The sequence below is a fragment of the Streptomyces sp. JHA26 genome (genome assembly GCF_002005565.1).
GTDB lineage: Bacteria > Actinomycetota > Actinomycetes > Streptomycetales > Streptomycetaceae > Streptomyces.
The window spans coordinates 33,327-55,203 of record NZ_BDJC01000021.1 but is presented as its reverse complement, the minus strand read 5'-3'; the positions used below and the strand labels follow the sequence as shown (position 1 = coordinate 55,203).

The 21,877-nt window shown below is 74.0% G+C and carries 26 protein-coding genes; 16 read left to right on the top strand and 10 right to left on the bottom strand.

The genetic code is table 11. The features are described 5' to 3' along the window. The first annotated feature begins 139 nt into the window (after positions 1-139). From JHAT_RS15335 to JHAT_RS15325, 3 genes are read left to right on the top strand one after another with little or no spacing between them, the layout of a single operon-like run. Positions 140-1,078 (top strand): PAC2 family protein, encoded by a 939-nt coding sequence (locus JHAT_RS15335; RefSeq protein ID WP_077798729.1) that lies wholly within the window; start codon positions 140-142, stop codon positions 1,076-1,078. A gap of 56 nt (positions 1,079-1,134) precedes the next feature. After that, complete coding sequence (coaE, locus tag JHAT_RS15330; RefSeq protein ID WP_077798728.1) at positions 1,135-1,785, top strand: dephospho-CoA kinase; 651 nt, start codon at positions 1,135-1,137, stop codon at positions 1,783-1,785. A 49-nt stretch (positions 1,786-1,834) separates the two neighbouring features. Next, positions 1,835-2,215 carry a tetratricopeptide repeat protein gene (locus JHAT_RS15325; protein ID WP_077798727.1) on the top strand — a complete coding sequence of 127 codons (381 nt, stop codon included), beginning with the start codon at positions 1,835-1,837 and terminating at the stop codon, positions 2,213-2,215. Between the two features lie 51 nt (positions 2,216-2,266). On the opposite strand, the gene JHAT_RS15320 is transcribed toward JHAT_RS15325, so the two are convergent. Further along, positions 2,267-2,578: a DUF6343 family protein gene (locus JHAT_RS15320; protein WP_171990902.1), complete on the bottom strand. Its 312-nt coding sequence runs from the start codon at positions 2,576-2,578 to the stop codon at positions 2,267-2,269. Between the two features lie 162 nt (positions 2,579-2,740). On the opposite strand from JHAT_RS15320, the gene JHAT_RS15315 reads away from it, so the two are divergent. Continuing rightward, the gene (locus tag JHAT_RS15315; protein WP_077798725.1) at positions 2,741-3,466 is read left to right on the top strand and encodes a bifunctional 2-polyprenyl-6-hydroxyphenol methylase/3-demethylubiquinol 3-O-methyltransferase UbiG; all 726 of its coding nucleotides are present in this window, start codon (positions 2,741-2,743) and stop codon (positions 3,464-3,466) included. Positions 3,467-3,550: 84 nt separating this feature from the next. Next, positions 3,551-4,006, top strand: a complete 456-nt coding sequence (locus JHAT_RS15310) for a DoxX family protein (RefSeq protein WP_077798724.1) — start codon at positions 3,551-3,553, stop codon at positions 4,004-4,006. An 81-nt stretch (positions 4,007-4,087) separates the two neighbouring features. Here the strand turns inward: JHAT_RS15310 and JHAT_RS15305 are convergent, their stop codons facing one another. After that, the gene (locus JHAT_RS15305; RefSeq protein ID WP_077798723.1) at positions 4,088-4,618 is read right to left on the bottom strand and encodes an RNA-binding S4 domain-containing protein; all 531 of its coding nucleotides are present in this window, start codon (positions 4,616-4,618) and stop codon (positions 4,088-4,090) included. A gap of 238 nt (positions 4,619-4,856) precedes the next feature. Between JHAT_RS15305 and JHAT_RS15300 the strand changes: the two genes are divergently transcribed. From JHAT_RS15300 to JHAT_RS15275, 6 genes are all read left to right on the top strand, one after another. Next, positions 4,857-5,579 (top strand): uracil-DNA glycosylase, encoded by a 723-nt coding sequence (locus JHAT_RS15300; RefSeq protein WP_077798722.1) that lies wholly within the window; start codon positions 4,857-4,859, stop codon positions 5,577-5,579. Positions 5,580-5,611: 32 nt separating this feature from the next. Further along, a complete protein-coding gene (gene pip / locus JHAT_RS15295) occupies positions 5,612-6,586 on the top strand; it encodes a prolyl aminopeptidase (RefSeq protein WP_077798761.1) in 975 nt (324 codons plus the stop codon). Between the two features lie 29 nt (positions 6,587-6,615). Further along, complete coding sequence (locus JHAT_RS15290; RefSeq protein WP_077798721.1) at positions 6,616-7,386, top strand: nucleotidyltransferase domain-containing protein; 771 nt, start codon at positions 6,616-6,618, stop codon at positions 7,384-7,386. A 217-nt stretch (positions 7,387-7,603) separates the two neighbouring features. Further along, complete coding sequence (locus tag JHAT_RS15285) at positions 7,604-9,472, top strand: FUSC family protein (protein ID WP_077798720.1); 1,869 nt, start codon at positions 7,604-7,606, stop codon at positions 9,470-9,472. Positions 9,473-9,630: 158 nt separating this feature from the next. Further along, the gene (locus JHAT_RS15280) at positions 9,631-10,320 is read left to right on the top strand and encodes a DUF899 domain-containing protein (protein ID WP_077798719.1); all 690 of its coding nucleotides are present in this window, start codon (positions 9,631-9,633) and stop codon (positions 10,318-10,320) included. A 155-nt stretch (positions 10,321-10,475) separates the two neighbouring features. After that, positions 10,476-10,661 (top strand): hypothetical protein, encoded by a 186-nt coding sequence (locus JHAT_RS15275; RefSeq protein ID WP_077798718.1) that lies wholly within the window; start codon positions 10,476-10,478, stop codon positions 10,659-10,661. 70 nt (positions 10,662-10,731) lie between these two features. Here JHAT_RS15275 and JHAT_RS15270 read toward each other — a convergent pair whose 3' ends face one another. Both JHAT_RS15270 and JHAT_RS15265 read right to left on the bottom strand, forming a co-directional pair. Further along, positions 10,732-11,166, bottom strand: coding sequence for a hypothetical protein (locus JHAT_RS15270; RefSeq protein ID WP_077798717.1), 435 nt, complete (start codon positions 11,164-11,166; stop codon positions 10,732-10,734). Beyond that, on the bottom strand, positions 11,163-11,804 hold the full coding sequence (locus JHAT_RS15265) for an ATP-binding protein (RefSeq protein ID WP_077798716.1): 642 nt from the start codon (positions 11,802-11,804) through the stop codon (positions 11,163-11,165). The genes JHAT_RS15270 and JHAT_RS15265 overlap by 4 nt, the downstream gene beginning before the upstream one ends. 276 nt (positions 11,805-12,080) lie before the next feature. Here JHAT_RS15265 and JHAT_RS15260 point away from each other — a divergent pair, with 276 nt between their 5' ends. The 3 genes from JHAT_RS15260 (at position 12,081) to JHAT_RS15250 (ending at position 14,112) form a co-directional block, all read left to right on the top strand. After that, positions 12,081-12,941, top strand: coding sequence for a helix-turn-helix transcriptional regulator (locus JHAT_RS15260; protein ID WP_077798715.1), 861 nt, complete (start codon positions 12,081-12,083; stop codon positions 12,939-12,941). Continuing rightward, positions 12,942-13,217, top strand: coding sequence for a DUF397 domain-containing protein (locus JHAT_RS15255; RefSeq protein ID WP_077798714.1), 276 nt, complete (start codon positions 12,942-12,944; stop codon positions 13,215-13,217). Positions 13,218-13,308: 91 nt separating this feature from the next. Then, a complete protein-coding gene (locus tag JHAT_RS15250) occupies positions 13,309-14,112 on the top strand; it encodes an SAM-dependent methyltransferase (RefSeq protein WP_077798713.1) in 804 nt (267 codons plus the stop codon). Positions 14,113-14,158: 46 nt separating this feature from the next. On the opposite strand, the gene JHAT_RS15245 is transcribed toward JHAT_RS15250, so the two are convergent. Both JHAT_RS15245 and JHAT_RS15240 read right to left on the bottom strand, forming a co-directional pair. Beyond that, a complete protein-coding gene (locus tag JHAT_RS15245; protein WP_077798712.1) occupies positions 14,159-15,649 on the bottom strand; it encodes a glutamate synthase subunit beta in 1,491 nt (496 codons plus the stop codon). 101 nt (positions 15,650-15,750) lie between these two features. Continuing rightward, positions 15,751-16,230, bottom strand: a complete 480-nt coding sequence (locus tag JHAT_RS15240; RefSeq protein ID WP_077798711.1) for a DUF1772 domain-containing protein — start codon at positions 16,228-16,230, stop codon at positions 15,751-15,753. A gap of 177 nt (positions 16,231-16,407) precedes the next feature. Here JHAT_RS15240 and JHAT_RS15235 point away from each other — a divergent pair, with 177 nt between their 5' ends. Then, entirely contained in the window at positions 16,408-17,040 is a 633-nt protein-coding gene (locus tag JHAT_RS15235; protein ID WP_077798710.1) for a uridine kinase, read from the top strand. 16 nt (positions 17,041-17,056) lie between these two features. Here the strand turns inward: JHAT_RS15235 and JHAT_RS15230 are convergent, their stop codons facing one another. Next, a complete protein-coding gene (locus JHAT_RS15230; protein ID WP_077798709.1) occupies positions 17,057-18,184 on the bottom strand; it encodes a magnesium and cobalt transport protein CorA in 1,128 nt (375 codons plus the stop codon). 251 nt (positions 18,185-18,435) lie between these two features. Here JHAT_RS15230 and JHAT_RS15225 point away from each other — a divergent pair, with 251 nt between their 5' ends. After that, entirely contained in the window at positions 18,436-19,230 is a 795-nt protein-coding gene (locus tag JHAT_RS15225; protein ID WP_077798708.1) for a methyltransferase domain-containing protein, read from the top strand. Between the two features lie 150 nt (positions 19,231-19,380). Here the strand turns inward: JHAT_RS15225 and JHAT_RS15220 are convergent, their stop codons facing one another. From JHAT_RS15220 to JHAT_RS15210, 3 genes are all read right to left on the bottom strand, one after another. After that, positions 19,381-20,304, bottom strand: a complete 924-nt coding sequence (locus tag JHAT_RS15220; protein WP_077798760.1) for a carbohydrate kinase family protein — start codon at positions 20,302-20,304, stop codon at positions 19,381-19,383. Next, positions 20,301-21,206, bottom strand: coding sequence for a pseudouridine-5'-phosphate glycosidase (locus JHAT_RS15215; protein WP_077798707.1), 906 nt, complete (start codon positions 21,204-21,206; stop codon positions 20,301-20,303). Before JHAT_RS15215 ends, JHAT_RS15220 begins: the two co-directional genes overlap by 4 nt. A gap of 84 nt (positions 21,207-21,290) precedes the next feature. Then, positions 21,291-21,845, bottom strand: coding sequence for a methylated-DNA--[protein]-cysteine S-methyltransferase (locus tag JHAT_RS15210; RefSeq protein WP_077798706.1), 555 nt, complete (start codon positions 21,843-21,845; stop codon positions 21,291-21,293). Positions 21,846-21,877 lie beyond the last annotated feature (32 nt).

Here is a 21,877-nt window from a genome sequence, read left to right as displayed (position 1 = left end):
GGCCGTACCTTTCGAGGTACGGCCCTTCGGTGTTGCCCCGGTGACGCCCCCGCTGTCAAGATCACAGCGCCCCGCACCGGGAATGCCCGTCCCCGCGGGGGCGTTGTGACGTACGGACACCAGGAGGGGAGCGGTCACTGTGCTTGATCCGCAGGGTTTGTACGCGTGGGAGCCGAAGGGCCTGGCCGTGGTCGACACGGCACTCGCCCAGGAGTCGGCCGGGCTGGTCATGCTCTACCACTTCGACGGTTACATCGACGCCGGCGAGACCGGCGACCAGATCGTCGACCAGGTGCTCGACTCGCTTCCCCACCAGGTCGTCGCCCGCTTCGACCACGACCGGCTCGTGGACTACCGGGCCCGCCGCCCGCTGTTGACCTTCAAGCGCGACACCTGGACCGACTACGAGGAGCCCACCATCGAGGTGCGGCTCGTCCAGGACGCCACCGGAGCGCCCTTCCTGCTGCTGTCGGGCCCCGAACCGGACGTCGAGTGGGAGCGCTTCGCCGCCGCCGTGCGGCAGATCGTCGAGCGGCTCGGCGTCCGCCTCTCGGTCAACTTCCACGGCATCCCCATGGGCGTCCCGCACACCCGCCCCGTCGGCATCACCCCGCACGGCAACCGCACCGACCTCGTCCCGGGCCACCGCAGCCCCTTCGAGGAGGCACAGGTCCCCGGCAGCGCCGAGGCGCTCGTCGAGTACCGGCTCATGCAGGCCGGCCACGAGGTCCTGGGCGTCGCCGCGCACGTGCCGCACTACATCGCCCGCTCCGCCTACCCGGACGCGGCACTGACCGTCCTGGAGGCCATCACGGCGGCGACCGGACTGGTCCTGCCCGGCGTCGCGCACTCCCTGCGCACGGAGGCGCACCGCACCCAGACCGAGATCGACCGGCAGATCCAGGAGGGCGACGAGGAACTCACCGCGCTCGTCCAGGGACTGGAGCACCAGTACGACGCCGCCGCGGGCGCCCAGACCCGGGGCAACATGCTCGCCGAGCCGGTCGAGATCCCGTCGGCGGACGAGATCGGACGCGAGTTCGAACGGTTCCTGGCCGAGCGGGAGGGCGAGGGCTGACGTCCGGCGGCGCCCCGTCCGGGGCGCCGTCACCGGCAGGCCCTAAGCTTCCGCTCATGCTGACAGTGGGCCTGACCGGCGGGATCGGCGCCGGCAAGAGCGAGGTGTCGCGGCTGCTCGTCGAGTGCGGGGCCGTACTGATCGACGCCGACCGGATCGCGCGCGAGGTCGTCGCACCGGGGACCCCGGGGCTCGCGGCGGTCGTGGAGGCGTTCGGCGAGGACGTGCTCGCCGGCGACGGCGGCCTGGACCGGCCCAGGCTGGGCTCGATCGTGTTCGCCGACCCGGAGAAGCTGGCCGCGCTCAACGCGATCGTGCACCCCCTGGTCGGCGCCCGCTCCCGCGAACTCGAGCAGTCCGCGCCCGAGGACGCCGTCGTCGTCCACGACGTCCCGCTGCTCACCGAGAACGGCCTGGCACCGCTGTACGACGTCGTGATCGTCGTCGACGCCGACCCGGCCACCCAGCTCGACCGGCTGGTGCGGCTGCGGGGCATGACCGAGCAGGACGCACGCGCGCGCATGGCCGCCCAGGCGACGCGCGGACAGCGCCGGGAGATCGCCGACATCGTCGTCGACAACGACGTACCGCTGGAGGAACTCCGGCACCGCGTGGAAGAGGTGTGGGCGGAGCTGACCCGCAGGGCGCACGCGAAGCGGACGGGTGGCCCGGCGAGCGCCCTGCCGCCCCGGCCGGCCCAGGAATAGCGGCCCGGGAGCGGGCGTTGACCCCTTCCAGCGAGGGAAGGACTCTGCCGTGCCCGAGACCAGCGGTTCGACCGGACGGACCCCGGAGACGGACGTCATCGACTTCCGCGCCGCCGAGCAACTGCTCGCCGCGCGGGATCCGCGGGGCGCGGTGAAGCTCCTCGACCACGTCATCGCCGCGCACCCCGAGAGCACCGCGGCACGACTGCTGCGCGCCCGTGCCTTCTTCGCGGCGGCGCAGCTCAGACCGGCCGAGCTGGAGTTCACCATCGTCCTGGAACGCGAGCCGGACAACGCGTTCGCGCACTTCGCGCTGGCCCGCACCTTCGAGCGCCGGGGCTGCCCCGACCAGGCCAGACGCCACTTCCGGCTGGCGGCGGCCCTGGATCCGAATCCGGAGTACCTGCAGCAGGCGCGGTTCGACGCCTGATCCTGCGGGCGCGTGTCCGGGACCCGGTCCTCGGGCGTCCGGCGGGCGTCGCTACGGACCGCCGGGCGGCCCCGGCTTCCCCGAGGGCGGCGGGCCGTTCCGTATGCGGTGCTCCGGCGGCCGGTACGGCGGGACGTCCGGACCGGGCTGGTAGTGCGGGCCCTGGCGGATGTGCCGGAGGACCACGGTCAGGTCGGCCGTGATGATCAGCCACAGCACCCCGAAGGCCGCGGCCCAGCCGGGCCGCCCGGTGAGCGCGAAGACGGCCGTCCCGAAGATCGTCCAGACCTCACCCCACACGCACAGCCAGAGACGCGCCCGCAGGGCACTGCGCGCGGTTGCCGGTTCACTGCCCGTACGCATGGCGACGACCACTCCTGTCGGAAAACGTACTCCCGGAACGCCGGTCGGGAAAACGAGCCCGGCCGTGGCGGCGACCGCCGGGCGTTCACTCGACCGGGTGAACCGGTCACGGAGGGGAACAGCTGTGCGGATGCGGTCCGTTGGACGGGCATGGAGCTGGGAATGCGAGAGGGACACCGGGGGACAGGGCCTGGGGCCATCACTCCGGACGGTTGCGCGGTCGAGCTCTACGCCCGGCTGCCCGTGGGCGCCGAGCCCGACATCGTGGCCGCGGCCGTGCCCGCGGGCGCGCGCATCCTGGAGCTGGGCAGCGGGGCGGGCCGCATGACCCGGCCGCTGCTGGAGCGCGGGTTCGCCGTCACGGCGGTCGACGAGTCCGCCGAGATGCTGGAGCACGTGCGCGGGGCACGGACGATATGCGGCCCGATCGAACACCTCGACCTGGGCGAGACGTTCGACGCGGTGATGCTGGCGTCGTTCCTCGTCCACACCGGGGACGTCGAGGTGAGAAGGGGGCTGCTGAGCGCGTGCGCCCGGCATGTCGCGGAGGGCGGCTGCGTACTGATCCAGCGGGAGGGCGAGGACTACCACACCGACGTGCCGCGCGAGCGGGTGGACCCCGGCGGCTTCACCGTGCGGATCGTGTCGGCGGAGCCGGTCGGGGACGGCGTCGACTCGGTCCACGTGGAGTACGAGTTCCCGGACGCGGTCTGGACGCAGACCTTCCGAGCCCGGCCGCTGACCGCGGAGCAGTTCGAGGAGGCGCTCGCGGAGGCGGGACTGAGGGTGGACCGGTGTCTCACCGAGGACGGGACATGGGTGCGGGCGGTCCCCGTGGGCCGGGGCCGGGAAACGACGCCGGAGCGAAGACGGGACGGAGGACGGTGATCACGGCGGAGAGCGATGAGTTCCGGGACGAGGAGCGGTCCACCTTCCCGACAGCAGCACGGACCGCTCAGCCCGGGAGAACCCATGACCGAGACCACCGCCACCACCTCCGTCACCTCCGCCCCCGCCGTCACCCCCGCGCTCTCCGCCACGGCGGCCCGCGGGCGCGGTGCCCGGATCGCCCTGCGCGGGGTGCAGGTGGTCCTCGCGCTGTTCTTCGCCGTCGCGAGCGCCCTGCCGAAGCTGATCGCCCACGCGTCGGCGGCCGGGACCTTCGACGAGATGGGCTGGGGCAATGCCGGCATGTATACCATCGGCGTCCTCGAACTGGCCGGAGCGATCGCCCTGTTGGTGCCGGTGCTCCAGTCGGTGGCGGCGACGGCGCTGAGCGGGCTGATGGTGGGCGCGTTCGTCGTCCAGCTCGCCTGCTTCGACGGGGAGAACGCGGCGACGCCGCTCATCCTGATGGTCCCGCTGCTGCTCGTGGCCTGGGCCCGCCGGGGGCACAACGCGGAGCTGCTCCGGCTGATCCGCAGGTGACCGGTCCGCGGGCGGTCCCGATCCGTACGCGGCCGTCATCGTCCCGCCCCCGGATCCGGTCCGGGGGCGGGGTCCGTCGTCTCAGTGGCCCTCCGGGCGGCCCAGGCCCTCCAGGCCGCGCAGGCGTTCCAGCTCGCGCCGGTCCCGCTTGGTCGGGCGTCCGGCGCCGCGGTCACGGATGCCGGCCGGGGCGACGGCCTCCCGGGGCGGGGGCGGCGGGGAGTTGTCGATGTAGCACTGGACGGCGACCGGGGCTCCGACCCGCTTGCGGATCAGCCGTTTCACGACGACGATCCGCTCCCTGCCCTCGTGCCGCAGGCGCACCTCGTCGCCGACACGCAGGGAGTGCGCGGGCTTCACGCGCTCGCCGTTCACCCGGACGTGACCGCCCCGGCAGGCGGTCGCACCGAGGGAACGGGTCTTGATCAGGCGGACGGCCCAGATCCAGCTGTCGACCCGGACGCTCTCGCCGTGCTGCGGCCCGGCGGCCTCGGCGGCGGCGATCGCGGCGGCGGTCTTCGGGTCCGGGACGTGGCCGGCGGCCTTCGCCTCGGCGGGGTCCGGTACGGCGGTCGTCTCGCCGTTTCTGCCTTCGTCATGCTCGGAAGCCATGCCCCGACCTTAGTCGCCCGGCCTCCGCGGAGGGGATCGGATATCGGCGGGACGGGGACGCAGGGACGCGGAGCGCAGGGACGCGGAGCGCCGGGTGCCGTGCCGAACGGCAGGCGGCGGCGCGGTGATCCCCGGTTGGCGGCGCGGTGATCCCCGGGCGTCGGCGCGGTGGCCCGGTGGTCTTACGGCGGTGGCCCGTGGTCTTACGGCGGTGGCCCGTGGTCTTACGGTGGGGGACATGGACACCAGCGGCCTCGTCGGACTCGACCAGCGGATCGCGGGGTGCCGGGCCTGTCCGCGACTGGTCGCCTGGCGGGAGGAGGTGGCCCGCACCAAGCGGGCGGCCTTCGCCGACTGGACGTACTGGGGCCGCCCGGTGCCCGGCTTCGGCCCGCCGGACGCGCGCCTGCTGATCGTCGGGCTCGCCCCCGCGGCCCACGGCGGCAACCGTACCGGCCGGATGTTCACCGGCGACCGCTCCGGTGACGTGCTGTACCGGGCGCTGTACGACGTGGGGCTCGCGTCCCGGCCCACCGCGGTCTCCGCCGACGACGGCCTGGAACTGCACGGCGTGCGCGTCACCTCCCCGGTGCACTGCGCCCCGCCCGCCAACAAACCCACCCCCGCGGAGCGCGACACCTGCCGCCCGTGGCTCGTCCAGGAACTGGGCCTGCTGCGGCCGACGCTGCGCGCCGTGGTCGTCCTCGGCGCCTTCGGGTGGCAGGCCGCGCTGCCCGCGTTCGCCGCGGCCGGCTGGACCGTGCCCCGGCCCCGCCCCGCCTTCGCGCACGGCGCCCACGTCACGCTGCACACCCCCGACGGCCCCGACCTGCACCTCTTCGGCTGCTTCCACGTCAGCCAGCGCAACACCTTCACCGGCCGGCTCACCCCCGAGATGCTCCGGGACGTACTGCGCACCGCGGCGGGAGCGGCGGGGCTGCCCACGGAACAAAGGAGATGAACGGCCGGGACGCCCGGCGTTACGGTGATCCGATGGGCACGAGGGGCAGGTATCCGGAGATCGAACCGTACGACCACGGCATGCTCGACGTGGGGGACGGCAACCACATCTACTGGGAGACCTGCGGCAACCCGCACGGCAAGCCCGCGGTGGTGCTGCACGGCGGCCCCGGGTCCCGCGCGACCCCGGGCCTCAGACGCTACTTCGACCCGGACGCCTACCGGATCGTGCTGCTCGACCAGCGGGGCGCCGGACGGTCGGTGCCGCCCGCGAGCGACCACACCACCGACATGAGCGTGAACACGACCGCCCACGTCATGGCGGACCTGGAGCGACTGCGCGCCCACCTGGGCATCGAGCGGTGGCTGGTGTGGGGCGTGTCGTGGGGGTCGGCCCTGGCGCTGCGGTACGCACAGACCCACCCGGGCGTCGTGTCCGAACTCGTCCTGACCGGAGTCGCGACCGGCTCGAACCCCGAGGTGGACCTGCTCACCCGGGGACTGGGGAGCATCTTCCCGGAGGCCCACGAGCGGTTCCTCGCCGAGCTGCCCGCCGACGAGCGCGACGGCAACCTGGCCGCCGCCTACAGCCGGCTGCTGGAGTCACCCGACCCGGCCGTGCGGGAGCGGGCCGCGCGGGCCTGGACCGACTGGGAGACGGCGATCATCCCCGCGCCGCCGGGCTCGGTCGCGCGTTTCCAGGACCCGGTGTTCCGCCTGGGCTTCGCCCGCACCGTCACGCACTACTGGGGCAACGACCACTTCCTCGGCGACGGCAACGACGAGGGCGTGGTCCTGCGGGACGCGCACCTGCTCAAAGGCATCCCCGGCACCCTGGTGCAGGGCAGCCTCGACTTCGGCAACCTCCTCGGCATCGTCTGGCGGCTCCACCACGCCTGGCCGGACAGCGAACTGGTGGTCGTCGACGAGGCGGGACACGACGCCGGAGCGGACGGCGACACCGCACTGGTGGCGGCGACCGACAAGTACGCCCGCTCCCGCCCCTGACCACACCGCACCCCCGGGAGCCCGTCGCAGTGCCCTCCCTCACGGACCAGGAATTCCTCGACACGACCGCCGACCGGCTCGCCGCCCTGCCCACGGTCCGGGCCGTCGCCCTCGGCGGATCCCGGGCCCAGGGCACCCACCGGCCCGACAGCGACTGGGACCTGGCCGTCTACTACCGGGGCGCCTTCGACCCGGACGACCTCCGTGCCCTCGGCTGGCCGGGGGAGGTCTCCGACATCGGAGCGTGGGGCGGCGGCGTCTTCAACGGCGGCGCCTGGCTGACGATCGACGAGCGCCGGGTCGACGTGCACTACCGCGACCTCGACGTGGTCGAGCGCGAGACGGCGGAGGCGGGCCGCTTCGGCGTGGAGCCGCTGATGTTCCACCTGGCGGGCATCCCGACGTACCTGGTGGTCGCGGAGCTCGCCGTCAACGAGGTGCTGCGTGGAGAACTGCCCCGCCCCGCCTACCCGGACGCCCTCCGCGCCACCGCCCCCGAGCGCTGGTACGGCACGGCCACGGCCGGCCTCGCCTACGCCAAGACCGGTCATGCCCCCAGGGGAGCACTGACCCAGGTCGTCGGCGCGATCGCCCTCGCCGCCACCCAGACGGCCCACGCGGTGCTGGCGGCACGCGGACAGTGGGTCACCAACGAGAAGGGACTCGTCGAGCGGGCGGGGCTGGGCGGGATCGACGCGCTCCTGACGCGTCCGACGGCGGACCCGCGGTCCCTGACGGCGGCGCTCACGCGGGCCGAGGAGCTGCTGCGCGCGGCCATGGAGGCGGCCCGGCACGGCTAGGAAGGAGAAAGACCCCCCCACCAGGACAGGAGAAGGCACCTCCGCCAGGACAGGAGACGCCCGCCCCGCCCGGCCGGCCCCGTCATCTGCCCGAAATACGCCCGTTTCCGGTCCATCAAAAACGGCCCGTACCCTTGACAGCGCACGTCACAGCCCGGCCACCGTCGCCCGAAGGCTCACCCTCGCCCTCGACCAGCCGACAGGAGCCCCGCGCCCCGTGCCCCGCCCCGCCGCCCTCGCGCTTCCGCCCTGGCTCGCCCACACCCTGAGTGCCCAGCGCGGCCCCGTGCCCTGGAGCGCGGTCACGCGGGGCGCGCTGGCCGGCGGGCCGCTGCTGCTCGCCGCCCTGCTCGCCGGGCGGACCTCCCTCGGTGTCGTCGCCGCCGTCGCCGCCATGCTGGCCGGCCTCAACGACCGGCCGGGCAGCCGCCGCACGTCCGTCCGCCGGATCGGCGTGCCCGCGCTCGCGGGGGCGGCCGGGCTGTCGGCCGGCATCGTCGCGGGGCAGCACCTCGGCCCCGTCCCGCTGACCCTGGCGCTGACCGTGCTCGGGCTGGTCGCCGGAGGCATCAGCGCCGTCGGCGCCGTCGGATCCGGGACCGGGACGCAGATGCTGGTCACCACGGCCGTGGGCGCCGGCATGCCGCTGCCCGACCCGGGGTGGCAGAGCGTCCTCGCCTTCCTCGCCGGCGCCGGATGGCTGCTCGCCCTGCGGCTGCTCCTGCCCACACCCGGCTCCCTCACCGGCGACGTGCGCCTCGACTTCCGCTTCGACGGGGAGCGCGCGGCCGTCGCCGCCGTGTACGACGCCGTCGCCGCGCTGCTGGAGGCCGCCGGCACCGAACACGCCGGCGTCCGCCGCGCCGCGCTCACCGCCGCCCTCGACCACGCGCAGGACGCGCTCGCCGGACCCCGGCTGCGACGCCACCCCTCCTCCGCGGCCGAGCGGCGGCTGCACGCGCAGTACGCCGCCGCGCTGCCCCTCGGCGAGGCCGCGACCGCGCTCGCCTGGGCGGAGCACCCCGTGCCCGCGCGGGCCGCCGAAGGGCCCCGGCGACTCGCCGCGGCCGTCCGCGGCAACACCCACCCCGGGCCGTTGCCCGCCCCCGCCCGCACCGAACCGGCCCTGCGCGCCCTCGACGACGCCCTCCTGCACGCCGCGGAGGCCTTCGACCGGGGCAGCGGCCGGGACCTGCACACCCGCAACCGGTCGTTCGCCTCCGTGACGCGCACCGTCCTCGGCGTCGGCGGCCGGGAGTACGGGCTGCGCCTCGGTCTGTGCTTCGGAGCCGGCGTGGCCGTCGCCCAGGTCCTGCACCACGGCCACTGGTACGGCGCGCACCAGCACTGGTACTGGCTGCCCGCCACCGTGGTCTTCCTGGTCAAGCCCGACCTCGGGCCGCTCGCGTCCAGGGTGCTGTGCCGGGCGGCCGGAACCGTCCTCGGGGCACTCGTCTTCGCCGGGTTCGCCGCCGTACTGCCCCGACCGGAGGGACTCGTCGCGCTCGTCGCCGTCAGCGGCGCCCTCGTGCCCGTCGCCACCCGGCACTTCGCCGCCCAGACCGCCGTCGTCACCGTCCTCGTCCTCGCGCTGGTCATGACCGGCGGCGAACCCCAGGCCGCGCTCAGCCGCATCGGGGAGACCCTGCTGGCCTGCGCGATCGTGCTGATCGTCGGGCATCTGCCGATGCCGGGACAGCGCGGTGGCACGGTCCGCGCCCGACTGGAGGCGGCGGACGGCGCCGCGCACGCCTACCTCGCCCACGTCCTGAGCGAGTCCGACGACCGCGCCGCCCGGTGGCGGCTGCGCCGGGAGGCCTACCGCACCCTCGCCGAGGCCCGTACCGCCGTCGCCCTCGCCGCCGCCGAGCTGCCGACGCTCGCCCGGCACTCCGCGGGCGCCGACGAGGTCGCCGCCGTCCTGGAACGGCTCGTCGACACCACCACCGCGTGCGCCGTGCACCTCGACGACAGCGGCCGTCTCGCACCCCGGCACACCGAACGGCTCACCGAGCTGCGGGACGAGCTGACCGTGCGGCGCGAACGCGCGGGACTGCGCCTGCCGGAGCTGCCGGCCGCCGGGTAGCGCTCATGCAGGGTCGCCGAGCCGCCGGGTCGCCGAGCCGCCGGGCCTTCGTGAATCCGCGGCGCCGGTCCGGGAAAAACCCGCCGCGCTGCGATGAGTTCCCCTCCCGCCACCGGTCAGCACCCCGACGGACCGCTGCACAGGAGGAGCTGGAGCCCATGTCGCTTCCCGAGATCGCCTCGCGCGAGGACTGGCGCGCGGCGCGCGCGGCCCTGCTGGCCAAGGAGAAGGCGGCCACACGCGCCCGGGACGCGCTCAACGCCGAGCGGCGCGGACTGCCGATGGTGGAGGTCGACAAGGAGTACGTCTTCGAGGGCGGCGGCGGCAAGGCCTCCCTGCTCGACCTCTTCGAGGGGCGCGACCAGCTCATCGTCCACCACTTCATGTTCGCCCCCGAGTGGGACGCCGGCTGCCGCGGCTGCTCCGCGTTCCTGGACCAGATCGGGCACCTCGCGCACCTGCGCGCACGCGGTACGTCCTTCGCGGCGGTGTCCCGGGCGCCGTACCCGAAGATCCTGCCGTTCAAGGCACGGATGGGCTGGACGCTGCCCTGGTACTCGTCCTGCGTCAGCGACTTCAACACCGACTTCGAGGTGACCCTCGAACGCGAGGGCGAACTCACCGAGCGGCCGGGACTCAGCTGCTTCCTGCGGGACCGCGACCGGGTCTTCCACACCTACTCGACGTACGGACGCGGCCTCGACGGGCTCGGGTCGACCACCAGTCTCCTCGACCTCACCGCGCTGGGCCGGCGGGAGCCGTGGGAACGACCGGAGGGGCGGGCGTCGGCTCTCGGGGCGCCCGTGGGCGGTGAGGGCATCCGGTACCACGACGAGTACGAGGACTGACACGCACCGTGGCGAAAGGATCCGAACAGCTGAGACGGCGCTCACACTTTGCGGTGAACGGGTGTCGACTTGGTCTCAGTACCGTCACTTCGCGAGGCGTTCACTCCATGGTTGGCGTTTGACTCTACGAGTACAGCGCTACATGGAGGTGCAGGGTGAACGGGCGAACGGTGCTCGAACGCTTCCCCGCCGGTGGCCCGCGCGGGTCCTGGCCCGCGGAGGAGTTCGCGCAGGCGCGGCGTCTGGAGGGCCTGCCCGCCGAGGTCGTCATGGACCTCGCCACGGACATGTTCCTGGTCGTCGTCCGCGGCGGCGAGCCCGCCGGTGACGCGGCCGCGTGACACGGCCGCGTGACACGGCCCGCGGGCGCCGGGCGAACGGGCGCCGAGGTGTGAGGGGAGGGTGCCGGGGCTACGCGGTCACCGGGCGTGACCACGTCGGCGTCGTGCCCGTCAGGCGGCACAGGGCCAGGTAGAGCGGGATGGGCGGGGTGTAGGGGACCGTGCCGTCCGGCCGGTGTATCAGACCGGGAACGCCCGGGGCGTCGGGAACGACCGCGCCGGTGGCGTACCGGGCCGGGGCGGGCCACTCCAGGGCGTAGTCGGAGTCGGACGGGACGATCCACCACCAGTGCGCCTCGTCGGCGTAGACGCACCCCACGCGCGGCAGCCGGGGCATCACCAGCGGGCCGAAGCGCGCGGGCACCGCCACCGCGTCGCAGCCGAGCGGGGCCGTCATGCCGTCCGGCACGAGCAGTCGCCGGGGCGTTCCGGACTCGTGCAGCGCGCGCTGCAGACGGACCAGGGTGTCCAGGCCGAGCGGGCGACTGCCGGACGGAGCCCTCATAGCCATGCGGTCCCCGTTCCGCGGTGTGCTTCCCGGTGGTGTTCCTCCGCCTCGCCCGCGTCGCCGACGGTGTCGGTGGACCGGGGCTTGGGGCGGGCGCCCCAGCCCAGGTCGCCGCGGGGACCGGACGGGTCGCGCGGCGCGTCGGCCCGGCGCGGCAGTTCGGCCCAGACCAGCAGTCCGGGCCCGTGCTCGTGGGCTCCCCAGGCGTCGCACAGGGCGTCGACGAGGAGGAGCCCCCTGCCGTGCTCGTCGTCGGGCCGCTGCCCGTCCGACGGGTGCGGCTGGCCGGGCGCGCAGCCCTCGTCGCGCACGGCTATGCGCACCAGCTCGTCGTCGTCGTGCAGCTCGCAGACGATGTGCCGGCTCGCGGTGTGCACGATCGCGTTGGTCACCAGTTCGGAGACCACCAGGGCCGCGGTGTCACAGGTGTCCTCGCACACCGACCAGCCGTTCAGCCGGGCGCGCGTCAGGTGTCTGGCCTGCGCGGGAGAGCCCGGGTGCGCGGCCAGCTCGAAACGGAACCGGCGCTCGGCAGCGGCGGCCCCCGCGGGGCCGGCTCCCATGGTGGCGCCGAGGCTCACGGGGGCCTCGGCGGCGTCTGTTCCTAAGGGCGCGGACGGAATCACGCTTGCCACTATCGCCCCGCCGGGAACACTTGGCAAGTGTCACTCTGAAAAGTGCAGAGTGCTGTGTGACGGTCTGGAAGGGCGTGGCACACTGCTTCGCAACAGCACGTCGAGCGGCGCCACTTCAGATCACCGAGGGTCTGCCCAGACTTTCGAATGGGTCTTCGAATGGCGCCGCCGGGCTGTCCGCGCACATCGCGGCCGGCTCGTCGATGATCACGGGGTCCCCGGACCGGGGACCCCGTGATCACGGGACTGTTCAGGACTCTTCGTGGAGGTGGGGCGGTGAGCGAGCCGCGGTCCGCGCCGACGGTCGGCCAGGTCGTCCTCGGCCGGCGCCTGCTGGACCTGCGCGAACGCGCGGGGCTCAAGCGGGAGGAAGCCGCCCGTGTCCTGCGCGTGGCCCCCGCGACCGTGCGCCGCATGGAGACGGCCGAGGTCGCCCTCAAGATCCCGTACCTCCAGTTGCTGCTGAAGGCCTACGGCGTCGGGGACGAGGAGGCGGAGGTCTTCGTCCAGCTGGCCGAGGACGCGAACAGGCCCGGGTGGTGGCAGCGCTTCCACGACATCCTCCCGGGCTGGTTCTCCATGTACGTCAGCCTGGAGGGCGCGGCCTCGCTGATCCGCTCCTACGAGCCGCACTTCGTCCCCGGGCTGCTGCAGACCGAGGACTACGCGCGCGGGGTCCTGCGCTCGGGCGCCATCGGCCAGACCCGGCCCGACGACATCGAGCGCCACGTCGCCCTGCGCATGCAGCGCCAGGAACTGCTCATCCGCGAGGACGCGCCCCGGCTGTGGGTCGTCATGGACGAGACCGCGCTGCGCCGCCCGGTCGGCGGCCCGGAGGTGATGCGTGCCCAGATCGACAGACTGCTCGACGCCACGGAGCTGTCCAACGTGACGCTGCAGATCGCCCCGTTCGAGAACGGGCCGCACCCCGGCACGTACGGGCCCTTCGTGCTGTTCCGATTCGCCGTGCCGGAACTTCCCGACATGGTCTACAGCGAGTACCTGACCGGCGCCGTCTACCTCGACGCGCGCGCCGAGGTGGCGACCCACCTCGAGGTCATGGACCGCATGGCGGCGCAGGCCGCCACGGCACATCGCACGAAGGAGATCCTCCGGGATCTCCGCAAGGAGCTGTGAATGAACCGCACCAAGCCCCAGCCGTCGCCACGCGGCCGCGCCGAACGCATCTACAACGGCATGCCCGCCCGCGAGCTGGGCAGCGAGGGCTGGCACAAACCGTGGAGCGGCGGCAACGGCGGCAACTGCCTGGAGGCGATGAAGCTCGCCGACGGCCGGATCGCCGTACGCCAGTCCACCGACCCCGACGGGCCGGCGCTGATCTACACCTCCGCCGAGATGACGGCCTTCATCGAAGGGGCGAAGGCGGGAGAGGCGGACTTCCTGCTGTCCTGAAGCACGCGCTGTTGTTGATGTTTGTTCTTAAGCTGTTCAGCACTGAGCCGATCACCGATTGCTGCGAAAACTTCACACCTTGGAGCGCGCCATGACCGGGCAGCACCACGCCGGCATCGACACGAGCAGGCCGCACCCCGCGCGGATGTACGACTGGTACCTCGGCGGTAAGGACAACTACCCGATCGACGAGGAGATGGGCCGCCAGATGCTCGCCCTCGACCCGAGGGTGCCGGTGATGGCGCGGGTCAACCGCGCCTTCATGCACCGGGCCACGCGCTGGCTGGCCGGCCACGGCGTACGGCAGTTCCTGGACGTCGGCACCGGCATCCCCACCGAGCCCAACCTCCACCAGATCGCCCAGGAGACCGCGCCCGACTCGCGCGTCGTCTACTGCGACAACGACCCGATCGTGCTGGCCCACGCGGCGGCCCTGCTGCGCGGCACGCCCGAGGGCGCGACCGAGTACCTCCAGGCCGACGTGCGGGACCCCGACGCCGTCCTGGACGGTGCCAGGAAGATCCTGGACCTCGACCGGCCCGTGGCGCTGTCGCTGGTCGCGCTGCTGCACTTCGTCTCCGACGAGGACGGGGCGCACGACCTGGTCGGCCGGCTGCTGTCCGCGCTGCCCTCGGGCAGCTACCTGGTGATGACCCACGCGACCGCGGACTTCACGCCCGAGGAGTCGCGGGCGGCCACCGAGAAGCTCAGGGCCGCCGGCGTCACCCTGGCCCTGCGCTCACGCGCGGAGTTCGCCCGCTTCTTCGACGGTCTGGAACTGGTCGAACCGGGCATCGAGGTGCCCCACCTGTGGCACCCGGAGCTGGGCGAGCCGGTCGCCGGGCAGGACGACGGGGTCGTCCCGGGCTACGGGGCGGTGGCCCGCAAGCCGTGACCGCGGGCAAGGCCGGTCCCGCCGGGGAGGAGGGTCCGGCCGCGGTTCAGACCGTCATCGGACGGTCGTACGGGCCGATCGGCGCCGGCAGGCGCGTGCTGCCGCCCGACAGGTGGCGGTCGACGGCGGCCGCCACCGCCCGCCCCTCGGCGATCGCCCACACGACGAGCGACTGCCCGCGGGCGGCGTCCCCCGCGGCGAACACCCCGGGGACGTTGGTGGCGAAGTCCCGGCCGCGGGCGATCGTGCCCCGCGGGTCCAGCCCCAGCCCCAGCCCGTCGACGAGCCCGTCCGTCCGGTCGGGGCCCGAGAAGCCGAGGGCGAGCAGCACCAGGTCGGCGGGGAGCGTCCGCTCGGTGCCGGGCAGCGGACGGCGTCCGGCGTCCACCCCGACCAGGTGCAGCGAGCGCACGTGCCCCTGCGCGTCGCCGGTGAGGCGGAGCGTGGACGCCGCGAACAGCCGCGCGTCCGCGTCGGCCGCAGGCGCCGAGCGCAGGTGGCGCGCCTCCTCGTGCGCGGCCGACAGCCGGTAGAGCCTCGGATACGTCGGCCAGGGCTCGGCCTCCTCGTCGCGGGCCGCGCCCGGCCGGGTGTAGATGTCCAACTGGGTCACGGACGCGGCCCCTTCCCGTACCGCCGTGCCGAGGCAGTCCGCGCCGGTGTCACCGCCGCCGACGATGACGACGTGCTTGCCGGCGGCGGACAGCGGGGAGGTCTTCAGATCTCCCTCGCACACCCGGTTGGCCAGCGGCAGGTACTCCATCGCCTGGTGCACCCCGGCCAGCTCCCGGCCCGGCACGGGCAGTTCGCGCCAGGCGGTCGCCCCCGTGGCGATCACGACCGCGTCGTAGCGGGCCCGCAGCTCCGCGGCGTCGGCGTCCCGCCCGACCGCCGTCGACGTACGGAACCTGGTCCCCTCGGCCCGCATCTGGTCGATGCGGCGCTCCAGGTGACGCTTCTCCATCTTGAACGCGGGGATGCCGTACCGCAGGAGTCCGCCGATCCGGTCGTCCCGCTCGTAGACGGCGACCGTGTGTCCGGCCCGGGTCAGCTGCTGGGCGGCCGCGAGGCCGGTGGGCCCCGACCCGATCACCGCCACGGTCCGCCCGGACAGCCGGTCCGGCGGACGCGGGGGAGTGAAGCCCTCCTCCCAGGCCCTGTCGGCGATGGCGCACTCGACGTTCTTGATGGTGACCGCAGGCTGGTCGATGGCGAGCACACACCCCGCCTCGCACGGTGCCGGACACAACCGGCCCGTGAACTCGGGGAAGTTGTTCGTGGCGTGCAGCCGGTCGCTCGCCGCCCGCCAGTCCGCGCGGGCGACCAGGTCGTTCCACTCGGGGATCAGATTGCCGAGCGGACAGGCGTCGTGGCAGAAGGGGACACCGCAGTCCATGCACCGGTCGGCCTGCGGACCGACGAGGGGGAGCAGCGCGCCCGGAACGTACACCTCGTCCCAGTCCCGCACCCGTTCCCCGACCGGCCTGCGGGGCCATTCCTCGCGGGGCGTGGTCATGAATCCCTTGGGATCGGCCATGGCCGTCTCCCTTGCGTGCGGGGTGGCTGGCCGGGCGTCGCCGGGCAACGCTCTCCCGCTCACGATACGTCCCCCCGCGGCCGCCCGCAGGGCGCCGGCCCTCAGGCGAGGGCCAGCACGTACGCCACCGCCGCCGCGGCCGAGGCACCCGTACGGACGTGGTTCCACGCGGTCCACTCGCGCACGTACGAGGACCAGCGGCCGGCCGCCTCCGCCGAGCCCGGCTCCAGTTGGAGCAGCGCCGCGTTGCGCGGCACGTTGGCGGCCACGGTGACCCCGAACGACCCGAACAGGTACAGCGCGCTGCCCAGCAGCAACTCCACCGCGCCCTCGTCCGGCCACCGCACGAACGTCACCACCGCGATCACCGCGGAGACCACCGTCGTCCCGAGGAGGACGAGCATGAACGCCGGGCGCACCGCGGCCGTGTTGATGGCGTTCATCGCCGCGACGCCCTGCGCGGGCGGCAGCGCGGCGAGGCCCCGCATGACGAACGTCGAGAAGGCGCAGAAGACCCCGGCCGCCAGGCCGGTCCCGAGCACGCCCAGCACCGCCAGTACGAAGTACGCCCCGTCGATCATGTCGTGTCCGCTCCCGCCCGTCGGGACGGTGCCCCTTCGGCACCGCCTTCCTGCGACCACCCCCCAGTCAACCTCCCGTACGGGCCCGGTGGCCATGGCCGAGCGGCGCGGGACCGCACGCGGGCGTCCGGGAGGGCCCCCACGCGTGGGGGACGGCCGACGGCGCATCATAGGCACGTGCGACTGGAAGCGATCACCTGGGACCGGCTCGGCGACCGGCTCGCCGAGCGCCTGCTCGACCTGACGCCGGCCGACGGCAGCCCCTGGCCGCGCGTCGCCTTCGACGGCGCGCCGGCCGCCCGCCCCGGCGAACTCGCCGAACGGGTCGGTGAGGCGCTGCGCCTGCGCGGCCGTCCCTCCCTCGTCGTCGGGACGGAGGGCTTCCTGCGTCCCGCCTCCCTCCGCCTGGAGTACGGACGCCAGGACGTCGAGGCCTACTACAACGGCTGGCACGACATCGGTGCCCTGTGGCGCGAGGTCTTCGATCCTCTCGGTCCCGGCGGCGACGGACGGGTGCTGCCCGACCTGTGGGACCCGGTGACCGACCGGGCCACCCGCAGCCCCTACGTCCGTCTCCCGGCCGGCGGCGTGCTGCTGCTGCACGGTCCCTTCCTGCTGCGTCACTGGTTCCCCCTCGATCTCGGTGTCCACCTCGTCCTCACCCCCGGCGCCCTGCGCCGCCGTACCCCCGAGACCGAGCACTGGACCCTCCCGGCCTTCGACCGCTACGCCGAGGAGGCCGACCCCGCCGGGACCGCCGACGTCCTGGTGCGCGCCGACGACCCCCGTCACCCGGCATGGAGCGGCTGACCGGACGGCTCCGTCGTCAGAGCCAGCCGTTGCGCCGGAAGCCGCGGTACAGCACCAGACAGGCGACGGAGATGACGCCCAGCACCAGGCCGTAGCCGTACCGCCAGCCCAGTTCCGGCATGTGGTCGAAGTTCATGCCGTACACCCCGCAGACCATCGTGGGCACGGCGACGATGGCGGCCCAGGCGGTGATCTTCCGCATGTCCTCGTTCTGCGCGACCGTCACCTGGGCGAGGTGCGCCTGCAGGATGGAGTTGAGGAGCTCGTCGAACGCGGCGATCTGCTCCATGGCCCGCAGCAGGTGATCGGACACGTCGCGGAAGTAGGCCTGTATCTCCGGGGCGACCGCCCGGGCCGGCCTGGTGGCCAGCTCCTCCAGCGGACGGCCGAGGGGCACCACGGCCCGCTTCAGTTCGAGGAGTTCGCGCTTGAGCTGGTAGATCCGGCCCGGGTCGACCCGCGCGCCGTTCTCCGCGAACACGTCGGTCTCGACCCGGTCGATGTCCGACTGCACCGCTTCGATGACGGTCAGGAAGTCGTCGACCACGTGGTCGGCGATCGCGTGCAGCACGGCCGACGGCCCCTTGGCGAGCTGTCCGGGATCGGTCTCGAGCTCCTCGCGCAACGGGCCGAGCGAGCCGTGCCGGCCGTGCCGCACGGTGATCACGAAGTCCTCGCCGACGAACACCATGATCTCCCCGGTGTTCACCACCTCGCTGGTGGCCGTGAGTTTTTCGTGCTCGACGTAGCAGACCGTCTTGAACACGGCGAAGAGCGTGTCGCCGTACCGCTCCACCTTCGGGCGCTGATGGGCCTCGATCGCGTCCTCGACCGCCAGCGGGTGCAGACGGAAGAGCTCCGCGACGCCCGCGAACTCCCGGGCCGTCGGCTCGTGCAGACCCAGCCAGAGGAAACCGTCGCCGTGCTCCCGCATCCGCCGCACGGCGTCGACCGGCTCGCCGCCCGCGGGGGTGCGGACACCGTCCCGGTAGGTCACGCAGTTCACCACCGAGGAGCCCAGCGGAGAACGGGCCGGGTGGCTCAGGTCGACACGCGGATGCCGACGGGTCAGTCGCGCCACTCTGCGGAGGCCGCCGACCCCACCGAGAGTCGTCACCTTCCGCAGGTTCCCCGCCATCGACATCCCGATCTCCTCGCGTGGGTCTCCTCGCGTCGCGCTCCCCGCGCCGCGCCAGTCTGCCAGCTTCGCGCGAGCGGCGTACGAGCCTGTGGAAACGGGAGATTCCGCTTTGTTCCCGCCTGTGGACGGCGCCTTCCGCCCCGTTTCCCGCGGTGCTCCGCCTCCTGCGGCCCTCCGCCTTCCGCGGCGCCGGGACCCGTCGCGCCGGAGCGTCGCCCTCCTCCGGCAAGCCCGGCAACTGGGATGATCGGGGCATGACGCGAACCGATGGGTACCTCCTCGACAACCGGCAGGCCGAGGCGGCGGAGCGCTTCGACGCCTTCGCCACCCTCTTCGACCCCACGACGTTCCGGCATCTCGAAGCGCTCGGCGTCGGTCCCGGCTGGCGTTGCTGGGAGGTCGGGGCCGGCGGCACGTCCGTGGTGTCCTGGCTGGCCCGGAAGGTGGGGCCGACCGGCAGGGTGGTCGCGACCGACATCGACACCTCGCGGGTCGCCCCGGCAGCCCGCCCGCCGGTCGAGGTCCGCGTCCACGACGTGGCCGCGGAGGAACCTCCCGGGGAGGGCTTCGACCTGGTGCACGCCCGCCTCGTTCTCGTCCACGTCCCCGACCGGGAACGGGCGTTGCGCTCGATGGTCGAGGCCCTGCGGCCGGGCGGCCGCCTGCTCGTCGAGGACGCCGATCCCGCGCTGCAACCCCTGCTCTGCCCCGACGAGCACGGTCCGGAGCAGCAGCTGGCGAACCGGCTGCGGCACGGCTTCCGCGAACTGCTCTCCCGCCGTGGCGCAGACTTGTCCTACGGGCGCAGGCTGCCGCGTCTGCTGCGGGAGAGCGGCCTGCGCCGCGTGGAGGCGGACGCCTACTTCCCGGTCACCTCGCCCGCGTGCGCCGCCCTGGAGTCCGCGACGGTCCGGCAGATCCGCGAGCAGCTGGTCGCCGCCGGCGTGGCCACGGACGAGGACATCGACCGGCACCTCGCCAACGTCGCGTCCGGCAGCATGGACCTGGCGACGGCACCGATGATCTCGGCGTGGGGGCGCAAGGCGTAGGCGCGGCGGCGCGTCCACGACGCCGCTCCGCGTCCGCCGGCCGGGTGTGCCGCGGGCAGCCCGCCCACTCGAACGGACGGCACGGCACGGCGCGACGCGCGCACAACGGCGCGTCCGGGCGCGGTGTGCACGTCCCGACGGGCCCGCCGGTCAGCGGTCGCCCCCGGCTCGCGGAGGCCTTCCGCCCACCCGTTCGACCGCCACCGCTCCCGCCCGGCACCCCTTTGCCGTCGCGTCCTCGGGCGTCGCGCCCGCGACCATCGCGGCGAGGAACGCGCCCGTGAAGGCGTCACCCGCGCCCGTACTGTCCCGCTCGGACGCCGGGACGGCGGGGACCCGTGCGCGCACGGCACCGGACCGGGCCACCAGGGCTCCCTCGGCGCCCTGCTTGGCGATCACCAGTGGGACGTGCCGGCTCAGCTCGGCCGCGGCGTCCGCGGTGTCGGACAGCCCGGTGAGCAGGCGGGCCTCGTCACGGCTGGGCAGCAGGACGTCCACCCCCTCGACCAGCTTCAGGAAACGGTCGACGCCCAGCACCGTCAGGAAGCCCGTCGATGCCGGGTCCATGCTCACCGGCACGTTCCGCGCGCGTGCCGCGGCCAGCGCGACCGTCACCAGGGCGCGGCTCGGCTCCGAGAAGAGGAGGTACCCCGACAGGTGCAGTCGCGCGACCCCGTCGAGCAGCGTGTCCGACCAGTCACCGGGCTCCAGTCGCAGCGACGCCCCGCTGTCCGTCAGGAACGTCCGTTCGGCCGAGGCGCCCGTGTCGACCAGGCAGACCACCGTCGCCGTCGGCGCCGACCGGTCGACGACCAGAAGGGGCCGCACCCCGTGCGCCAGCAGTTCCCGCTCGTGCCAGGCCGCCTCGTCCGTGCCGACCCGCCCCAGCAGCCGTACGTCCCCGCACCCCCCGTACGCGGCCCAGCAGGCCACGTTGGCCCCCGCCCCGCCGGGCAGCCGCCGGATCGAGGCGGTCGTGTCCGTGCCGGTGGCCAGCGGTTCCCGGTGCCGGGCGACGACGTCCGTGACGACGTCCCCGACGACCAGCAGCGTGCCGCCCGCTGCGGCGTTCACGCCCCGGCCCACGCCGCCGCGACACGTGCCGCCAGCCGCACGTTGCCACGCACCGCCGCCAGATTCGCGCTCAGCGACGCCCCGTCGGTGTGCCGTACCAGGTGGTCCAGCAGGAACGGGGTGACCGCCTGGCCCGTGACCCCCTCCTCCTCGCACGCGCGCAGCGCGTCGGCCAGCACCCGTGCGTGCAGCGCGGGGTCGAGCTGCTCCTCCGGGGGGACGGGGTTGGCGACGACGAGCGCCGACTCCGGCCCACCGAGCGCGTCCTGCGCCCGCATGACCGCCGCCACCTGCTCCGGGGTGCGCAGCGTCCAGTCCACCGGATGCCCCGAGTCGGACAGGTAGAAGCCGGGGAAGCGGTCCGTGCCGTACCCGGCCACCGCGACCCCCAGCGTCTCCAGCCGCTGCAGGGTCGCGGGCACGTCGAGGACGGACTTCACCCCCGCGCACACCACCGTGATCCGGGTGCGTGCCAGCAGCCCGAGATCGGCCGACTCGTCCTGCGTCACGGTCCACTCCCGGTGCACGCCGCCGAGCCCGCCGGTCGCGAAGACGCGCACCCCCGCCCGGGCGGCCAGCAGGGCGGTCGCCGACACCGTGGTCGCCCCGCTCGCCCCGGTCGCCAGCGCGAGCGGCAGATCGCGGTGGCCCAGTTTGCGGATGCCGTCCTCGTTCGCGATCCGCTCCAGCTGGTCCTTGTCCAGGCCGACACGGGGCCGCCCGTCCAGCACGGCGATCGTCGCCGGTACGCCGCCCTCCTGCCGTACGGCCTCCTCCAGCTCCCGTGCCACCAGCAGGTTCCGCGGGCGTGGCAGTCCGTGCGCGATGATCGTGGACTCCAGGGCCACCACGGGGCGATGCGCGTCGAGCGCCTCCCGCACCTCTTCCGACACCACCAGCATCACGGGCCCGCCTCCCCAGTCCGTCGGTTCTCCTTCATCTCTGGCGGCCGGGAGGCCGGGTCAAACCACGGACAGCGGCGCGAGTCAGAACAGCGGCTCGGGCAGCACGCCCTCCAGCGCGAGCAGCCGGCGCTTGGTGTCCAGACCGCCGCCGAACCCGCCGATGCCGCCGTCGCTCCCCACGACCCGGTGGCACGGCACGACGACCGGCAGCGGGTTGGCGCCCATCGCCGCGCCCACCGCCTGGGCGGCCCTGGGCAGGCCCACGCGTTCGGCCAGATCGCCGTAGCCGACGACCGAGCCGTAGGGCACGCCGGTCGCCAGTTCCCGCAGCACCTGCCGGTTGAACCCCGATGTCAACGACCAGTCCAGCGGCAGGTCGAAGTCCTGCCGGTCACCCGCGAAGTACGCCCGCACCTGCCGTATCGCCTCGGCCGGCAGCGGGGAGCCGGGCGCCTCGACGGGCCGGGTGCCCAGCCGGGACGCGAGCCGCTCGAGCGCCCGGTCGCGCACGGTGTCCGTGGCGTGGAACACGACGTTGACCAGGCCGTCGCCGGTCGCGGCCAGCAGCAACGGACCGATGTCGGTGTCGACGACGGCCCACACCACCTGCTGCTCGTACCGCCCGTGGCTGTCCATGCGTCCACCGTACGGCCCGCCACCGACAACGC